The organism is Amycolatopsis sp. MEPSY49 (assembly GCF_051337345.1).
In the GTDB taxonomy this organism is placed as follows: Bacteria; Actinomycetota; Actinomycetes; order Mycobacteriales; family Pseudonocardiaceae; genus Amycolatopsis.
In genome coordinates this window covers 41,633-58,934 of record NZ_JBDLYJ010000016.1, presented here as the reverse complement: position 1 = coordinate 58,934, position 17,302 = coordinate 41,633, and the positions used below count along the sequence as shown (strand labels likewise).

The window sequence follows — 17,302 nt, the reverse complement described above, 5'->3', positions numbered from 1 at the left end:
GAAGAGAGATGACCGAGGCAACGACACACGAACAGCCCTTCCGCCGGCTGCGGTACTTTCACGGGCAGCTGCTCACCGCCCGCGACTTCCAGCGCGAGCAGGAGTACTTCCGCGAGAAGCTGAAGCTGCGGATGCGCTGCCTGCTCGGCTACGGCGTGGTGTGCGGGCTGCTCGTCGAACCCGCCCCGCCGGCCGACGAGAAGGAGAAGCACGAACACCAGGCCCGGGTGCGGATCACCGCCGGGCTGGGGGTCGACTGCGACGGCAACGAGGTGCTCGTCCCCGGTGGCTGCGCCATCGACCTGTGGGACGCGGTGCACGAGGACGAGCGCACCGGCGGCACGACGGTGTGGGTCGGCGTCGAGTACACCGAGCGCGCGGTCGAGCCGACGAGGACCGTCTTCAACTCCGCCTGCGCGGACACCTCCGACTGCGACTTCGGCTACACCGAAGAGAGCTACTGCGTCCGCGTCACCACCAAGACGCCGCCGGAGGACGAGCGCTGCGAGACCTGCTGCACCCCGTGCGAGCACAAGATCCTGTGGCTGGCCCGGATCGACGACGTCGACTTCGGCAAGCCCGTCCGCGAAGAGCAGATCCACCTGAACGTCCGCCGGCTCTTCGGCCGGCACGTGCCGACCGTGATCACCGGGATCAACTGGCGCCACGGCCACACCTACACCGTCGACCAGGCCAAGGAGCTGCTCGGCACGCAGAAGAACTCGGGCGGGCTCGTCGTCGAGTTCTCCGACGACGTCCGCGTCGACAGCCTGCGCCGCGGCGTGGTGGAGATCCAGGTGATCGAGGGCGGCGCCGGCCGCAACGCCGACACCTGGTACATGGGCGGGCAGTTCGAGGAGCCCACCGAGAAGGACGGCGAGTTCACCCGGCGCTTCCGCTACCGGCAGACGACCCGCGAGACGCTGCAGGACGGCGACCGCGTGCTCGTCACCATCCGCGCGGCGTTCCTGCTCGACCGCTGCTGCCGGCCGGTGGACGGCACCAACGTCGGCGGCCGGGTCCCCTTCATCGGCCGGGCGCACGCCGACGCCGAGACCGAAACCGGCCACGGCCACGACCCGAAGCCCGAGCCCGACCCGACGGGCTGCCTGGTGCCGCCGTCGGGCATCGGGCCGTGGACGTCGGGCACCGGCGCGGGCGGCGACGTCTTCGAGAGCTGGTTCTTCGTCACCGAGGAGCGTTCATGAGCAAGCCTGATTGCGGATGCGGGTGCGGCGGGACGTCGGCCTTCCCGGCCGCGTTCGTCCGGCCGCGGTTCTTCGCGGGCCAGCTGCTCACCGAGGACGACCTGTCCCTGCTGACCGACTACGTGGCCGGGAAGGACCGGCTGCACAACCGGATGCTGTCCGGCCCCGGCGTCGTCTGCGGCCTGGAGGTGTCCTGCGATTCGTGCGCGGGCGGGACGGTCCTCGTGCACCCCGGCCACGCGCTCGACTGCTGCGGCAACGACATCGTGCTGTCCTGCAAGGAAAAGGTCGACGTGCAGGCGCTCGTGCGCGAGCTGCGGGTGTCCTCGCCCGGGGTCGAGTGCGGCGACCCGTGCGACGACGGCGCGCGGCAGTTCGGGCTGTACGTGCGGTACGAGGAGAGCATGGCCGACCCGGTGGCGCCCTTCGCCACCGAGGAGCCGTGCCCGTCGCCGGGTTGCGTGCCCTCGCGCGTGCAGGAGGGTTTCCGGTTCGTCGTCAAGTGCGACACCGCCGACGACCACCGCTACAACCCCGGCACGCGGCTGCTGGAGCGGGTCGGCCCGCTGGACAAGTACGAGGCGGTCCGCCTGCGCGCCCAGCGGCTCGGGCTCCACCTGGACGCGATGTCGCTCGCCGGGGCCGCCTCGACCCGGACCATCGAGCTCGCGCCGGCCGACCGGACCCGGTACGAGGAATCGCTGAAGTGGCTGCAGGACAACGCCGAAGTGGCGCTGACGCCGCCGGTCGTCGCCGAGATGACCGAGCGCGTCCGAGCCGTGGCCGGCACGCTCGCCCGGTACGACACCTACGACGCCGACGCGCAGCCGGGACTGGAGCTCGGCGACGTCGGCACCGCCCGGCAGGTCCTCGGTGCGGCGTGCGACCGCCTGGGCGGGACCGACGCGGAGAAGATGTGGCCCGAGCCGGTGCACCGCTCGATCGCCTTGGCCGTCGTGGCCGAAGCGCGGGCCCGGATCGTCGAGCCGGCCCACGACGCGCCGCTCGAGGTCCGCCTGCTGGCGCAGGGCGCCCCGATCGGCAACGTGCTGCAGGCCGAGTTCCGGTCCGATCTGGTCCAGCTCCGGGAATGGCTGCTGGGCCGCCTCGACCGGGTGCCGGGCGTCGCGGACTGCACGCTGCGCGACCAGGTGCGGCAGGTGGCGGTGCCGCAGCCGCTGCCCACCCCCGAACCGGACCCCGCGCAGCGCCTGACGATGACCGACCTCGACCAGCTCGTCGACGCCGCCGGCAAGCTCACCCGGCACCTGCAGCGGTTCGTCACCGACGCCGCGTGCTCCACGCTGAACCCGCCCTGCGGCGACTGCACCGACAACGACGTGCTGCTCGCGCACCTGGAGCTGGACGGCTGCGACGTGGTGCGCGTCTGCTCGGCGACGCGGGAGCAGGTGCTGCCGGGCGGCTCGGCGTACGGCGAGTGGCTGCCGAAGCTCTACCGGCTGCGCGAGCTGGCCGAGCGGGTGTGCTGCCAGCCGCCGCCGGTGTACCGCGAACCGACGCCGCCGCCGGACGGCCTGGTGCCGGCGGCGTACGTGGCGGGGTTGCTGGTCCGCTGGCCCCGCCACACCGACCTGGACCGGATGTGGAGCCTGCTGGTCCGGCCCGCGCCGGGGGAGACGCCGCCGAAGCCGATCCACGAGCAGGTGTACACCGTGCCGGACGAGGTGACCGACAGCCTGCAGGAGATGAACGCGCTGCGCGGGCAGGTGAGCGACCTCATCGCGACCGTGGAGGCGTTGCGCGGGCAGCTGGACTCCGCGCGGGAGCAGGTTTCGCGGGTGCGGGAGGAACTGCCGGACCGGCTGTCCGACCGGCTTTCGGAGCTCGAGAACGCGCCGGAAGCGGACTCCGCTCCGGCGGAGGAGGACGAGGAGCAGGCCGTGAAACCGAAGCCGCCGCCGCGGCGCACCCGGTCGACGTCGAGCCGCAGCGGCTCGGCCCGCAAGCCGCGGTCGGGTGAGTCGTCGTGACCGGTCCACTGCGCCCGGAGTTCCGCGAGGGCCAGGTGCTCGCCGCCGCGGACCTGGCGGCGACCGTCGCCTACGCCCGCGCCACGGCGGTCCGGCACGCGCGCCTGGCGCACGACTGGGGCATCGCCGACGGGCTCGGCCTGACGACCGAGAACCGGACCGACCCGGCGACGGGTGCCCGGTACGTCGAGGTGAGCGTGCAAGCCGGGCTGGCGGTCGACGGGACCGGCCGTGAGATCGTCGTGCCCGCGCCGGTCGTGCTGTCGGAGGCGGACTTCGCGGCCGTCAACGGCGCCGACCGGCCCACGACCGAGCCGTACCCGGTGTTCCTCACCGCCGCCGACCGGCCCCAGCCGGGCACCGGGCCCGCGTCGTGCGCCGGCTCCTCGGGGCCGACGCGCGTGGAGGAGTCCTACCAGGTCCTCTTCCGGCGGCTCGGCGACGAACGGCTGGTGGCCGACCAGCAGCCGCCCGCGGTGAACGCGGCACCGGCCGCCCCGCCTGCCCAGTGGCTGCTGCTGCTGGGCTTCGTCCAGTGGACCGCCGGGCACTTCACCGCGGTGTTCCCGTCGGCCCGGGGCGTCGAGCCGAGGTACCTCGGCGTGCGCGCGGACACCGTGTCGGCTCGCTCCGGCTCGCTCGCGCTGCGGACCCAGCCGACGGCCCAGGAAGGGAAACCGGCGCTGGTGCTGTCCGGTTCGGACGCTCCGACGCTGGTCTATGGGCTGTACAAGGGAACCGGTGCCGTCGACCCGCTGCTGACGGTGGAGTCCAACGGCAACCTGACCATCGCGGGGAGCTTCTCCGGCCGGATCTCCGCGGGCAGCGTGCTGGCGACGTCCGGCAGCGCGACGGACGGCGTGGTGCTGCCGCTGCCGTCCGGGGTGACACCGGAGGAGGTCGCCGACGGCCGCGTTTCGCTGCACGTCCACGTGACCCCGCGGATCCCGCCGACGGCGACGGGTTCGGCGCTGACCAGCCCGGCCGAGGCCACTGTGGACGACGCGCGGCGGGTGCGGTGCCGGATCCGGGTCTACGATCCCACGGCGTCCCCGCCGCAGGTCTTCGAACAGCCCGGCGTGGTCGACTTCCTGGTCCTGGCCACGGTCGCCGCGGCGGGTGGTGGTGGCCGACCATGAGCCTCTTCGTGGTGTACGTGAAGAAGACGGGCCACGTCGTCGGCGCGGTCCGGGCGATCGGCGCCGGCTTGCCGACCGTGGCCGAGGTGGCCGGCGACGAGCTGCCGGTGCGCGTCTCCCTCCTCCCCGAGGAGGTCGTGACGCTCGCCCTGGACGCCGGCGAGCTGGCCGTCCAGGAAGCCGACGACGAGCCGGGCGTGTTCCTCGACCCGCTCGCGTTCGGCGTCGAGCCGGTGCCGTCGGGGCAGCCGCCGAAACCCGCGCTCGTGCCGCTGGTGGCGTCGAGCAAGCCGTTGGTGTTCAAGGACAACGGCCTGCGCGTCGAGGTGGACAACCCGGTCGGGGCCGCCACCGTGGTGCGGGCCTTCATCTCCTACGGGCAGGCGACGAGCGTGCTGCCCGGGCAGATCAACCAGGGCGACACGGTCACGACGCTCCCGACGGCCGTCGACGACGACCCGCACGGCGTGCTGGTCCTGGTCCCCGGCTGGGTGGGCCGGCTGGAGAAGGTCGAGCAGCCGTGAGCGCGCCCACCACCGGCGAGATCACCGTGCGGCAGTGCGTGGTGCGCGTGGTCCGGCGGGGTGGGTGGAGCTGGGGGCCCGATCCCCGCGGGCTCGTCCAGCGGGTGCTCGACGCGCTGCCGGAGCTGCTGGCCGGGGAGTTCGACGAGTACCTCGCCGGCGACGGGCCGGATCTGGAGATCACCGAGCCGGTGCGGTTGTCGGTCCGGTTGTCCGCTCTCGGGGGCGGGGGACTGGTGCCGGCCGGGCTCGTCGTCGAACCCGTCGCCGGTTCGCCGCGCGGGCCGATCCCGCCGCCGGTGCCGGTGGCCGTGCCGCCGCCGGCTGGTTCGCCCGCCGCGGACCGAGGTGATCTCGTCGCCGGCGCCCCGGAGCCGACTGTCGCCGCGCTGTTCGAGGAACTCGCCGTCCGGGGCGAACTGGCGGCGTTGCTCGGATTGCTTCCCGAGGAGACCGTGCGGACGTTCCTTTCGGCGCTGCTCGCCGCGTCCGATGGTGAACGTGCCGGTTCGTTCATCGCCGACGGTGACGAACGTACCGGATCGTTCCTCGGCGGGAGTCTCGACGGACCGGTGGGGGAGCTGGTGGCGGAACTGGCCCGGCGGCGGTCGCTGCCGTGGCCGCCGGCGACCCGCGCGGACCTCGCCGGTGTGCTGGAGCCGCCGAGCGGTGCGGACGCGACTTCGCCCGCCGGTGGGGGACCGGCCGAGGCCGTGACCGTCTCGGCGCGGCCGGTGGGGGAGACGAGGGTCGGGTCGGTGCTGCCGTTCCTGCTGGCGGGTCCGCTGGCGCGAACCGGCTACCTGGACGCGATCGGCCCCGCACTGTCCGGAGTGGACTTGTTCGCGGACGCTCCGCTGTTCGCCGCGGCCCTGGCATACAAAGTGCTGGGCGCGCCGCAGCGAGGCTGGCGGCGGGCGCCCGAAGACGACGTCGCGGCGGCGGCGTTCGCCGGACTGGAGTCGGTGCCGGACCTGACCACGTTCGCCCGCCGGGTGGCTCCCGCGCTGCCGGTGCTGGACGGCGTGCTCGCGCTGTCGCTGTGCCGCGGCCACGATCCCGCCGATCCGCTGCTGATCGCGGGCGTGGACGAGGGCCTGCTGCTCGTCGACGCCCGCGGCCTGTTCCCGGTGGCGTGGTCGTCCACAGTGGATGGCCTACTGCCGCACTGGGAAGCGTGCGGCCGGCCGCCGGTGCTGGTCCGGGCCGGCCCGCTGCCGCCGGCGTGCTTGCGCGAGCTGGCCGCGGCGGGCGTCCGGTTCATCACGGACGCGCGCCCGCTGCGCGACGACCCGCTGACCCGCCTGCGGTGGCGCACTCCACTGTGGACGACCGGCGGCGTGGAACCCCGGCTGGCGGCGGACTTCCCGGGCGAGCGTGTGGACGAGCTGGTTCGCACGTTGTTCGTCGAGCACCGGGCCGTGCCGCTGGCCGCGGACCGCGCCCTGGAGCACAGCGTCGCGCTGGCCGCGTCCCTGGCGCTGGGCATGATCGCCGGGCAGCTGTGGGGCGGCGACAGCCCGGTCCTGTCCTTGACGAGGTTCGCCGACCTGGAGGCCACCGTCCGGTTCACCCGCGACGCGGTGCGGGTGAAGATCCCGCTGGGCCGCCGCCACACGGACCTGTGGCAGGGCGGCGCCCTCACCGACGTGCCCGACGTGGTCTGGCTGGGTGGCCGGACCCTGACCTTCTCCGGTGGCTGACGTGAGCGCATTGGCGGTCGAGCACCTGCGGGCGCGCCTGGCGGAACTGCACCAGGCGCTGCGGATCGCGGTCGCCGCGCAGTCCCAGGCGGCGGCGGCGCTGACGCGGCCGGACCTGACCCCGTTCTGCGTGACCGACGAACAGGTGGACGCGCTGCTGGACCGCGTCGACGCGTTCACCGAGGCGATGACCGATCCGCCGTCGCCGGCCCGGCCGGACCCGGAGCCGGACCAGGAGCTGCGGCGCCTCGCCGCGTCGCGCGGGGTGACGCTGCCGCTGGACGCGCTGGCGACCCGGTACGGCCTGTCCCGGGCCGAGCAGGACGCGCTGCTGCTGGTGGCCGCGCCGGAGCTGGACCCGGGCTACGAGCGCGTCTACGCGTACGTCGTGGACAACCTCAACCGGCGGGCGCCGTGCGTGGAGCTGCTGGTTACGGTGCTCGGGGAGACGCCGGCGGACCGGCTGGCGCTGCGCCGCGGGCTGGGCGCGGCGGGCCGGTTGCGCCGCTACGGCCTGTTGCGGGCGTACGGCGAGGCACCGGCCGAGCCGGCCCGGGAGCTGGCGCTCGGCGACGGCGTGTTCGAGTACCTGATGGGCTGGGGCGGCGACGTCGGCACCCTGGGCGACGACCCCGGCGAAGTCGCGCCGGCTTCGGCGCCGGTCCACCTCGAGTCGGCCCGGCTGACCAGGCTCGGTCAGGCCCTGCGCGCCGGCGACGTCGACGTGGTCGGCCTGTGGGGGCTGCCCGCCGACAGCCAGCTCGACGCGGCCCAGGCGCTGGCGGCGGCGGCCGGGCGGCCCCTGCGTCGCGTGTGCGCCGACGTGGTGGCGGACCTCCGGACCGCGGCGGCGCTCGACGCGATCCTGTGGATCCCGACCGACGGCCGTGCGGCCCACCCCGACGAAGCTTTGGTGCGCTCGGGCGTGCCGCTGTGCCTGACCGGCACGACGCCGTGGCGCCCGCCCCGGCTGCTGGCCGACCGCACGTACGCGGAGCTGACGATCCCGCCGCCGGGCTTCCCGGAGCGTCGCGCGATGTGGTCGTCGGCGTTCCCGGTCCTGGACCCGGAGGTGCTGACGGACCTGGCGGCGCGCTACCGCATGAGCGGCGGCGAGCTCCGCGCGGTGGCGGCGGTCGCCGACGCGGACGCGCGCCTGTCCGGCACCGGCAAGCCGGTGAGCGAGCACGTGGAGCCGGCGATCGCGACGGTGACCCGGGGCCGCACGAGCGGCGCGGTCCAGTCGATCATCCCGCGCCGCGGCCTGGCCGACCTGGTGCTGCCGGACGCGCAGATGAACCAGATCACCGAGATCGCGTCGGCGTTCCGCGCGTGGCCCCGCATCGCGGAGTCCTGGGGCTTCGCCCGCAAGTCGGCGACGGGCGGGGTGAAGGCGCTGTTCACCGGCGAGCCGGGCACGGGCAAGACGATGTCGGCGGAGGTCGTCACCGGGATCCTGGGGCTGGAGCTGCTGAAGGTGGACCTGGCGCAGGTGGTGTCGAAGTGGGTGGGGGAGACGGAGAAGAACATGGAGGCGGTGTTCCGCCAGGCGGAGGACAGCCACGCGGTGGTGTTGTTCGACGAGGCGGACGCGCTGTTCGGCAAGCGCGGCGAGGTGAAGCAGGGCACGGACCGGTACGCGAACCTGGAGGTCGGTTACCTGTTGCAGCGCTTGGAGGCGAGCGACGGGTTGATCATCTTGACGAGCAACCTGAAGGAGAACATCGACCCGGCGTTCACCCGGCGGTTCCACTTCGTGGTCCACTTCCCGCGGCCGTCTTCGGCGGAGCGTCGGCGGTTGTGGCAGCTGGCTTTCCCGCCGGAGGCGCCTTTGTCTTCGGACGTGGACGTGGACGTGTTGTGCCGCTTGGACATGACGGGAGCGGGGATAGCGTCGGCGGCCCGAACGGCGGCTCTTGCCGCCGCTGACTCTTCTTGCTCCTCGATCTCGATGCGTCACGTGGTCCGCGGGGTGTCGCGGCAGTTCCAGCGGGAGGCGCGGTTGTTCCGTCCGGCGGAGCTGGGCCGGTATGCTGGGTTACTGGCCGAGAACGGGAGTGCGTGATGCCTGAGTTGATGCCCCCGCAGACGAAGCCCGCCGTGCCGGTGACCGCTCAGGAGCTGCGGACTGCGGCGGCTTCGGATCGGGGTAAGTCGAAGTTGGTTTTGGTGCCGGCGGTGGTGGGGAACGCTCAGGCTGCGAAGACGGCGATGGATGGGTCGTCGAAGACGGTGCCGTCGCATTTGGCGTCGACTTTGGCGGCGGGGCAGGACCGGGTGGGGAACGCCGCGATCGCCGGGGCGGCGATGCGGGTGGTCCCGATGGCGGTTCCGAAGAAGGAATCCTGCCCCGGCTGTTGAGCGCGGAACCTACTCGGCCAAGCCGATGTCGCGGAGGTCTCTGAGGATCGACAACAAGGACTGGAACTGTTTGCTGCGCCTGGGAGCGATGGCGACCATCGAGTCGAACGGGCTCATCTCGAGCCGTCTGAAGAACAGGTCCGCTCCGTCGGGGACTTGCCGGTTCGGCAGCTCCGCCAAGCTGGCGCGGCGCAGGAGGAACTGCGTTTCGGGGTCCCGTCTGACCAGGTCGCCCGGTATGTAGTCCAGGCTCGCGTCCACGAACTCGGCCTGTGTGATGTCCAGTGCCCAGTCGACCGACTCGTAGGCCTCGACCAAAGCTCGATCGGCGTCGGGGCCGACTTCGTCCTCGCCCGCCCGCGGGACGGGTGGGCTGGCGATGACCGCGCCAGCCCTGCCCTTGATCGTGACATGGGACAGTACGCAGCCCCTGAGGTGCAGCAAGCCGCCTTTGGTCACGAGGTTGTCGACGGTGACGTCCTCGAAGCGGATGCCGACGGCCAGGCAGTTGTCCAGCGTGCATCGGGTCGCGTTGACGCGGCGTACGACCAGGCTCGGGGTCAAGTCCGCTCGCTGGGCCAATGTCGAAGCTACGAAGGTGCACCGGTCGAGCTCGAAGTCCTCGATGACCTGCCCGGGATCGGTGGCTCGGACATCTTCGAAATACTCGTCAACCAGTCTGGTGGGCACAACCCGTCCTCTCCGGTGATCAGGCGAACACGGCGTCGATGATACGAGCCGGGATGGAACGGTACGCGACGATCTGGTTCTCGCGACTTATGTAGGCTCGTTGCAGGTGCTCCTTCGTGGACGTGGTGCTGGAGCCGGTGACATCCACCGGTATCGATCGTTTGCCGTCCTTGATCAGGAAGTCTGGAACACTCGACCCCGGCCGGCTCGCGCCGAGTCGCGAGATGTCGGGGTGGGAGACGGTAGCGGCCACGTACTTTTCCACCGCCATTCCGATGAATCGCGTGCGCAGATCCGGTCGTGCCTTGCCCGCCTTGATCATCCCGGGAGTCATTTCCTGCGTCAGCCGGGCGGCGGACAGCATGCCGGCCGCCGCGGTCACTCGCGCCAAGTCGGCGAAGGCCTTCTTCGCTTCTTCGCCTACAAGGTTCTGGTCGCCGACCAGGATCCGGTAGGTGCGGCCCGAGTCGCGGGCGAAATCCCCGACGACGAGATAGGTCGCGCCCTCGATCAGGTCCTTGCCACGCCACTCCGGGGGAGAGGCGTGGTAGTCGGTGTACTTCGCGATCTTCACGTCGTTGTTGACCTTCTTGGTCACGTCCGCGATGACGTCCTCGTACCGGCCGGCCTTGTCGTGCGCCCTGGCCACGGAGACGATGGCGGCGCGGATCTCCTTCTCGATCTTGACTTGCTCACCCAGGTCGCCCTCGACGAGGTCCTTGACTCCGTAGTCGCTCCCGTACTGGACGATCTTGGCCTTGAGGTCGCGGAAAGCCGCCGGGAAGCCTGGGTAGTCGAGGAGCTTCTTGGCCTTCTGGCCGCTCTGCTTCTCTGCCGCCTCGACGAGTTTCTCGACCTTTTTCGCGGCCCGGACGATTGCCCTGAGGTCGTTGACTTTCTCTTTTTCCTTTGGATCCTTGCGCTTCCTTGCTTGGAGCCGCTTGATCACCCGGTCGGCCTTGACGGAGACCTTCAGCCGGGCGCTCGCGATGTCGACACCTTCACCAGGCGTCGCGATCAGGGTGTGTCCCTCGCCTGTCATCGACAGGCTTTCCCGCGCCGGCTGGAGCTTGACGGCGGCGCCCCTCTTGTCGTCGTCGCCCGGCTTGCGCGGCTTGCCGTCCTTGGGCTTCTTCTTGCCGAACTTGTCCTTGACCTTCTTGGCCAAAGCCTTGACCTTGGCCCAAACCTTCTTGGCCAACCCGACGATCTTCTCGACAACCCAGTCGATAGCCTTGTTGACCGGCCGAGCCAGCTTCTGGAAGATCTCCTTGACCTTCCCGGCAATCCCGCCGATCCCCAGCAAGGCGGCCAAAGCCCCGATCAACACCGGAATCGACCGGGCCAACGCCTTCTCGACCAGAGCAGGCACCCCACCGGACCCACCCTTGGCGATGGCGATCACCGCGTCCAAAACCGTATTGACGAACTCGATGATCTGCTTGCCGTTGGTCACGATGAACCGGATGATGTCGATGATCATCTTGCAAGCCCGGATGAACGCGGACGCCGGGTTGAACAGCGAAATTATCCAGGTAACCCCGGCAATGATGATCGTCGGCAACAGATAAGACACCAGATTGTCGATCAAGTTCTTCTTCAGGTCCCCGACACGAGCCTTGAGGTCGTCCCACAACGCACGGATCCCGCGCTTGCGAACCTCCAAAACGATCGGCAGCGCGTGCTCGCCCGCCTCGATCGCCGCCATTGCTTCCTTCGGCAGCTTGCGGGCCAGCCGCGCCCGCAGATTGGCCCACGACAACCCGATCAAGCTCGCGATCAGCAGCAAAATGCCCATCACGTCGAAGCTCGTCGGCAGCGTGATCCCCGCCGTCGCCGCCGTGCCGAGCAGCCACGACAGCACTCCCTGCTGCAAATGGCGGCCCGCGTTGCGCATGAACAGCTTCAACCCGCCGCCGACCGCCGACACGAGGTTGCCCAGGAAGCCGATCGGGTCGCGGAGGATCCCCATCACCGCCTGTGCCGCCTTCGCGAGCACCCCCAGCAGCAGGTCCTTCAGCTCCATGATCGTCTTGATGACGCCCTTGATGCCGTCCAGGGCCTTGTCGACCAGGCCCTTGTTCTTCTCCTTCTCCGCGGCGATCTCGTCGTCGACCGCCTTGACCGCGTCGGTGTACTTCGTCGCCAGGGTGTCGACCAGCTCGGTGCTCTTGTCGTCGACCGACTGGGTCAGCTCGTCGAACTTGTCCGCGAACCCGGCCGCCGCCTGCTTGCCCAGCGCCTGCAGGTCCTTCGGGAGCTTCTGGACCTCGGCCTGCAGCTCGTCGCGGCCCTTCGCGATGCGCTGCTTCGCGCGGGTCAGCTCGCGGCCGATCGTGTCCGCGACCGCCGAGATGACCCCGCGCATCCGCTTGACGTAGTGGTCGCGGGCCACGACGAAGATGAGGTCGGCTTCCGGCGGCAGACCGAACAACTTGTCCTTGCCCCACCGGAGAGCGCCGAGCGGGCCGCTGTACCGGCGGTCCTTGTACTCGTCCATCTTCTGCCGGTGCTCGGTGGTGAACGCGTCACGGGCTTCCTTCTCACCGCGCGTGAACTGGTCGTCGACGAGCTTGTCGAGGCCGGTGAGGATGCCCTCGACCTCGGTCTTCATCGTGTCGAAGACCTTTTGCAGGACGGCCGTGACCTGGGCCCGCTTCTCCTCGTCCGTGGCCTTCGTGGCCTGCTTCCCGCCACCGACCTGCTGGCCGGTGCGGACCCGCCGGCCGGCGATCGCCCCCATCGCGGCCGCGCCCAGACCCTTGGCCTGCGCCGTGGTCCGGCGCAACTGCTGCGCTTCGTTTTTGCGCAGTTCGGGTGGGGTCGTCTCCGAATGCTTCTCCGCGGTCTTCTTGTCCTTGAGCGCCGAGCCGAACGCCGGTTCGTTCGACTTCCGCAGCTGCTGCTCGGTGACCTGGTTCTCGGCCATCTCCCGGTTGACGCCGGCCGGGCCGGCGGACAGGTCCGTCGCCGACGGCGGCAGCTTGTCCGGCGTCGCCTTCGCCGGGTCCGGGGTGGCCGGCGTGCCGGGCGGGCGGTCGGCCGCCATGGGCACGACCTGCTTCGTCTCCGCCGCGGACGTGTCCGGCGGCGCGGCCGTCGTGTCCGCGATCTGCTCGGCCGAGTCCGTCTTGCCCTCGCCGACCTTGCCCTGCACCTCGGCCTTGATCTCGGCGGGCTTGCCCGAGTCGGCGAACTCGTCGGCCTGCTCCAGGTTCTTCGGCGCCTTCTCGGCGATGGCCTTCTCGACCGCCTTGACGAACGCTTCCTTGTCGAACTCCTTCGGCTTGGCCTCGTTCATCTTCTCGGCGTTGGCCGTCTTGCCCTGCGCGACCTCGTCGTCCTTGGGCGGCACGGACGCGTCCTGCGCCGACGTCGCTTCCTTGGCCGCCGGGGGGTGCGATCGGGCGATGGTGTGCTTTTTGTGCGCGACGTCCTTTTTGAGCGCCGCGAACTTCGGGTCCGAGGCCGGGCCGCGCGCCAGGCCCGCCGCCACCGCGCCGTTGCCGACCTTGTCCTGCGACTCCTTGCGCGACGGGTCGGCCGGCGGCTTCTTGTCGCCCGCGCGCAGCGCCGCCAGCGCCGCGGCATTCGACGGCGGCAGCTGGGGCGGCTTCCGCCGCGGGGGCCGGTCCTTCAGCGCCACCGGCGCCGGCGTCGTGGCCGGGGCCGTCGTCGCCGCGGGGAGCTTCGCTCGATCCCTCGGTGGCGGTGGCATGGGGGCGGCTCTCCTCCCGCGACGGGAACCCTCGGACAGCGTCGCAGCCGGCCGTCACCAGGACGTCGCGGAAACGTCAGTGCCCGCGTGTTTGAGCCGCCGGAGAAGTGGGTAGGCGCTGGGAGAAGAGCGACTGGAGGTGAAGGTGACCGCTGACGGAGGCCGGGTCCGGCCCCAGGACCTGCTGAACGTGACGGTGCACCGACCCGACGGCGGGGCCGAGGTGCTCGAGGTGACCGGCGAAGTCGACCTGCTCAGCGTCGAAGTCCTGGACAACGCCCTCGCCGAGGCGCTCGCCCGCCGGCCGGCGCTGCTCGTGATCGACCTGACCGGGGTGTCCTTCCTCGCCTCCGTCGGGATGACGGTCCTGCTCAAGGCACATCGCGCCACCGGCGGCGCCATGCGGTTGCGGGTCGTGGCGCCCGGGCGCAGCACCGTGGGCCGGGCCCTGGAGCTGACCGGCCTGACCGAGGCGCTGGCCGTCGCCGGTACCCGGGCGGACGCGCTCGCCGGCTGACGCCCCGCCCTCGCGACCTCTCGTGAGCGGATGCGCCGTCGAGGGGAAGATCGTTCTCACCAGGTGTTCTCGTCATTGACTTCGCCTTCCGGCGCGAGGTAGCGTCTGCACGTCGGGCATCTGAAACCTTTCAATCGCCCGACAGTGCGGTATCCCCATTTCTCTTGCTTACTGCAGTAAACGCTTCTCGCAGAGTTGAAACGATTCATCGTCGAATCCAGGCCGGTCACCAACGGCCGTCCCCAGGAGCTGCCGTGCGCCACAGACCCCGCCGTCTCCTCGCTCTCGCCGTGCTCGTCGTCGCGGCAACCACCGGAACCGCCGTACCGGCCCAAGCCGGAAGCCCGTTCTTCGCCGCCACGGGCCTCCGCGCGAACCACCTCGACCGGCCGCTCGGCACGGACGACACCACTCCCGGACTCAGCTGGCGGACCACCGCCCGGGACCAGACCGCCTACGAAGTCCAGGCCGCCACCTCGGAAGCGCGGCTCGCCCGCCCCGACCTCTGGGACACCGGCCGCGTCGCCGGCGCCACCACCGCTGTCGACTACGCCGGCCGCGCCCTCGGCAGCCGTCAGCGCGTGTACTGGCGTGTCCGGGTCTGGTCCGGCGCCGTCCCCTCCGCCTGGAGCGCCCCCACCTGGTTCGAAACCGGCCTGACGGACCAGAAGGACTGGTCCGCCGGCTGGGTCGCGAACAGCCGGTGGCAGCTCGGCACCAAGCCGGCGAACCCGGTCGTCGTCACCTTCCCGAGCCGGACCGCGCGGTACGTGAAGCTCGACGTCACCAAGCTCGGCCTCCCGCTGGCCGAACAGCCCCTGGACAGTCAGAACCGGATGGTCACCACCGGCGCCACCCGCCGCTTCCCCGACCTGACCTACCGCCTGCAGCTCGCCGAACTGCAGGTGCGCGACTCGGCCGACCCGGGCGTGAACTTCGCCGACGGGCGCCAGAAGTACGTCACCGCGTCGGAAACCCAGACCGTGCGCAAGGAGTGGGAGCCCGGCCTGGTCGCCGACGGCCTGGCCACGTCCAACCCGGAGGATGCCGGCAACGCCGGCTACCAGAGCGCCGCGCACACCGGCCCGGACGCCGACGTCTCGCTCACCATCGACCTCGGCGCCGCGCACACCTTCGACCAGGTCGTGCTGTACCCGCGCACCGACACGCTCACCGCCGACGGCCGGACGCCGAACTTCCCGGTCGACTACACGGTCCAGACGGCCACGGACGGCCCGTTCACCGTCGCCAAGGCCGTCACGGACCAGCCGGCACCCGCCACCTGGCTGCCGCCCGCGCTCCCGGTGTTCGCCAAGGACTTCTCGGTGACCGGCCGCGTCGCCGGCGCCCGCCTGTACGTCAGCGGCCTCGGCGTCTACGTGCCCAGCCTCAACGGCACCCGCGTCGGCGACGCCGTCCTCGAGCCGGGCGACAGCGACTACGCCGACCGCGTCACCTACGCCGCCTACGACGTCACCAAGCAGATCCGCGGCGGCGCCAACACGATCGGCATCGCGGTCGGCAACGGCACCGCCGACGCGCTGCACACCTCCGGCCGCTACCGGAAGTTCGCGCGCACGGCGAGCGACCCGCAGGTCATCGCGCAGCTGGAGTTAACGCTAACAGACGGTACGACAAGGCGGATCGTCACCGACGAGAGCTGGCGTACCACGCTCGGCGCCACCACTGTGTCCCAGTGGTACGGCGGCGAGGACTACGACGCCCGCCGCGAACTCCCCGGCTGGGACGCACCCGGCGCCGACCGCACGACGTGGTCCGCGGTGGTGCCCGCGACGAGCACGGCCAAGCTGACCGCCCGGCAGAGCGAGCCCGTCCGGGTCGTGGAACAGCTGCCCGGCAAGGAGATCTCGCGCCCGGCGCCCGGCGTGCGCGTCTACGACGTCGGCCGCACCATCGCCGGCCTGCCCCAGGTGACGCTCACCGCGCCGAAGGGCACGGCGATCCGCGTCTACCCGGCGGAGGCCCTGCGCGACGGGCACGTCGACCAGTCCATCAGCAACGTCGGCGCGCCGATCTGGGACAGCTTCACCAGCAAGGGCACCCCGCAGACCTGGCATCCGAACTTCGGCTACCACGGCTTCCGCTACCTCGAAGTGGCCGGCGTTCCCGACGACGCCCAGCTTTCGGTCGCCGGCCTGCGCACCATGGCGGACAACGACTCCGCCGGGGACTTCGACTCCTCCGACGCGACCCTCGACGGCATCCACCGGCTCACCCGCGCCGCCGTCGAGAACAACATGCAGAGCATCCTCACCGACTGCCCGAGCCGCGAAAAGCTCGGCTGGCTGGAGCAGGACCACCTCGCGTTCGACGCGCTCGCCCGCAACTACGACGTCGAGGCCTACCTCGGCAAGATCGTCGGAGACATGGCCGACGGCCAGGAGGCGAGCGGCCTGGTGCCCAGCACCGTGCCGGACCACGTCACGCTCGCCGGCGCCTACCGCGACGACCCGAACTGGGGCGGCGCGCTCGTGCTGGTGCCGCTCAACGCGTATCAGACTTACGGCGACAAGGAACTGCTCGCTCGGTACTACCCGGCGATGCAGCGCTACCTGAACTTCCTGCAGGGGCAGCCGACGCGCTGGGCCGACGGCGTCTACGACTACGGCCTCGGCGACTGGATCACGACCGAGAAGCCGGCCATGCCACGCGCGATCGTCAGCTCCTTCGGCGTCTGGGCCGTCGCGGACGGGCTCGCGAAGGTGGCGACGGCCCTCGGCCAGGACGCCGCGCCCTACCGCACCCAAGCCGACGCGCTGGCCAAGGCCGTCTGGGCGAAGTACTACGACCCCGCGACCGGGCTGTTCGGCGGCGGCGGTCAAGGCGCGACGGCCCTCGCGCTCGACATGGGTGCGGTGCCCGCGGGCCTGCGCGCCGGGCTGACCCAGCACCTGGTGGACACCATCGAGGCCGCCGGCTGGCACCTGGTGATGGGGGAGATCTCGTTCCCGTCCGTGCTGCGGGTGCTGTCGGCCGCCGGGCGCGACGACGTCGTCTACCGGATCGCCACCCAGACGACGAGCCCCAGCCTGGGCCACCAGGTGCAGGCCGGGCTGACCGCGCTGGGGGAGACCTGGGACGGCGGCAGCGGCCAGTCGCAGGACCACTTCATGCTCGGCGCGCTGGACGGCTGGCTCACCACCCGCCTGACCGGCATCGGGCAGGCACCCGGCTCGGTCGGTTTTCGGAACCTGGTCATCGACCCGGCGGTCGTCGGCGACCTGACGTCCGCGTCCGGCAGCTACGAGAGCCCGTACGGCCGTATCTCCACCACGTGGACGAAGTCCGACCGCGAATACCGGCTGACCGTCACCGTGCCGCCGGGCAGCACGGCCGAAGTGCACCTGCCGCGGGGCGACGCGGTCCACCGCGTCGGGTCGGGCACCCACACCTTCCGGCAACCCGTTCCGCGCGGCTGAAAGGGAATCCC

The 17,302-nt window shown here is 71.4% G+C and carries 11 protein-coding genes; 9 read left to right on the top strand and 2 right to left on the bottom strand.

Annotated elements, in window-relative coordinates:
- Positions 1-8: 8 nt before the first annotated feature.
- From ABFJ78_RS43280 to ABFJ78_RS43250, 7 genes are read left to right on the top strand one after another with little or no spacing between them, the layout of a single operon-like run.
- The gene (locus tag ABFJ78_RS43280) at positions 9-1,208 is read left to right on the top strand and encodes a hypothetical protein (RefSeq protein ID WP_436393265.1); all 1,200 of its coding nucleotides are present in this window, start codon (positions 9-11) and stop codon (positions 1,206-1,208) included.
- The gene (locus ABFJ78_RS43275; RefSeq protein ID WP_436393264.1) at positions 1,205-3,199 is read left to right on the top strand and encodes a hypothetical protein; all 1,995 of its coding nucleotides are present in this window, start codon (positions 1,205-1,207) and stop codon (positions 3,197-3,199) included. The genes ABFJ78_RS43280 and ABFJ78_RS43275 overlap by 4 nt, the downstream gene beginning before the upstream one ends.
- Complete coding sequence (locus tag ABFJ78_RS43270; RefSeq protein WP_436393263.1) at positions 3,196-4,338, top strand: hypothetical protein; 1,143 nt, start codon at positions 3,196-3,198, stop codon at positions 4,336-4,338. Before ABFJ78_RS43275 ends, ABFJ78_RS43270 begins: the two co-directional genes overlap by 4 nt.
- Entirely contained in the window at positions 4,335-4,862 is a 528-nt protein-coding gene (locus ABFJ78_RS43265; protein WP_436393262.1) for a hypothetical protein, read from the top strand. Before ABFJ78_RS43270 ends, ABFJ78_RS43265 begins: the two co-directional genes overlap by 4 nt.
- Positions 4,859-6,565, top strand: coding sequence for a hypothetical protein (locus ABFJ78_RS43260; RefSeq protein ID WP_436393261.1), 1,707 nt, complete (start codon positions 4,859-4,861; stop codon positions 6,563-6,565). Before ABFJ78_RS43265 ends, ABFJ78_RS43260 begins: the two co-directional genes overlap by 4 nt.
- Positions 6,558-8,630, top strand: a complete 2,073-nt coding sequence (locus ABFJ78_RS43255) for an ATP-binding protein (RefSeq protein WP_436393260.1) — start codon at positions 6,558-6,560, stop codon at positions 8,628-8,630. The genes ABFJ78_RS43260 and ABFJ78_RS43255 overlap by 8 nt, the downstream gene beginning before the upstream one ends.
- Entirely contained in the window at positions 8,630-8,926 is a 297-nt protein-coding gene (locus ABFJ78_RS43250) for a hypothetical protein (RefSeq protein ID WP_436393259.1), read from the top strand. The genes ABFJ78_RS43255 and ABFJ78_RS43250 overlap by 1 nt, the downstream gene beginning before the upstream one ends.
- Positions 8,927-8,935: 9 nt before the next feature.
- Here ABFJ78_RS43250 and ABFJ78_RS43245 read toward each other — a convergent pair whose 3' ends face one another.
- The gene (locus tag ABFJ78_RS43245) at positions 8,936-9,616 is read right to left on the bottom strand and encodes a hypothetical protein (RefSeq protein ID WP_436393258.1); all 681 of its coding nucleotides are present in this window, start codon (positions 9,614-9,616) and stop codon (positions 8,936-8,938) included.
- Positions 9,617-9,635: 19 nt separating this feature from the next.
- Entirely contained in the window at positions 9,636-13,334 is a 3,699-nt protein-coding gene (locus tag ABFJ78_RS43240; protein ID WP_436393257.1) for a phage tail protein, read from the bottom strand.
- A gap of 145 nt (positions 13,335-13,479) precedes the next feature.
- On the opposite strand from ABFJ78_RS43240, the gene ABFJ78_RS43235 reads away from it, so the two are divergent.
- Positions 13,480-13,851 (top strand): STAS domain-containing protein, encoded by a 372-nt coding sequence (locus ABFJ78_RS43235; RefSeq protein WP_436393256.1) that lies wholly within the window; start codon positions 13,480-13,482, stop codon positions 13,849-13,851.
- 254 nt (positions 13,852-14,105) lie between these two features.
- On the top strand, positions 14,106-17,291 hold the full coding sequence (locus ABFJ78_RS43230; protein ID WP_436393255.1) for a family 78 glycoside hydrolase catalytic domain: 3,186 nt from the start codon (positions 14,106-14,108) through the stop codon (positions 17,289-17,291).
- Positions 17,292-17,302 lie beyond the last annotated feature (11 nt).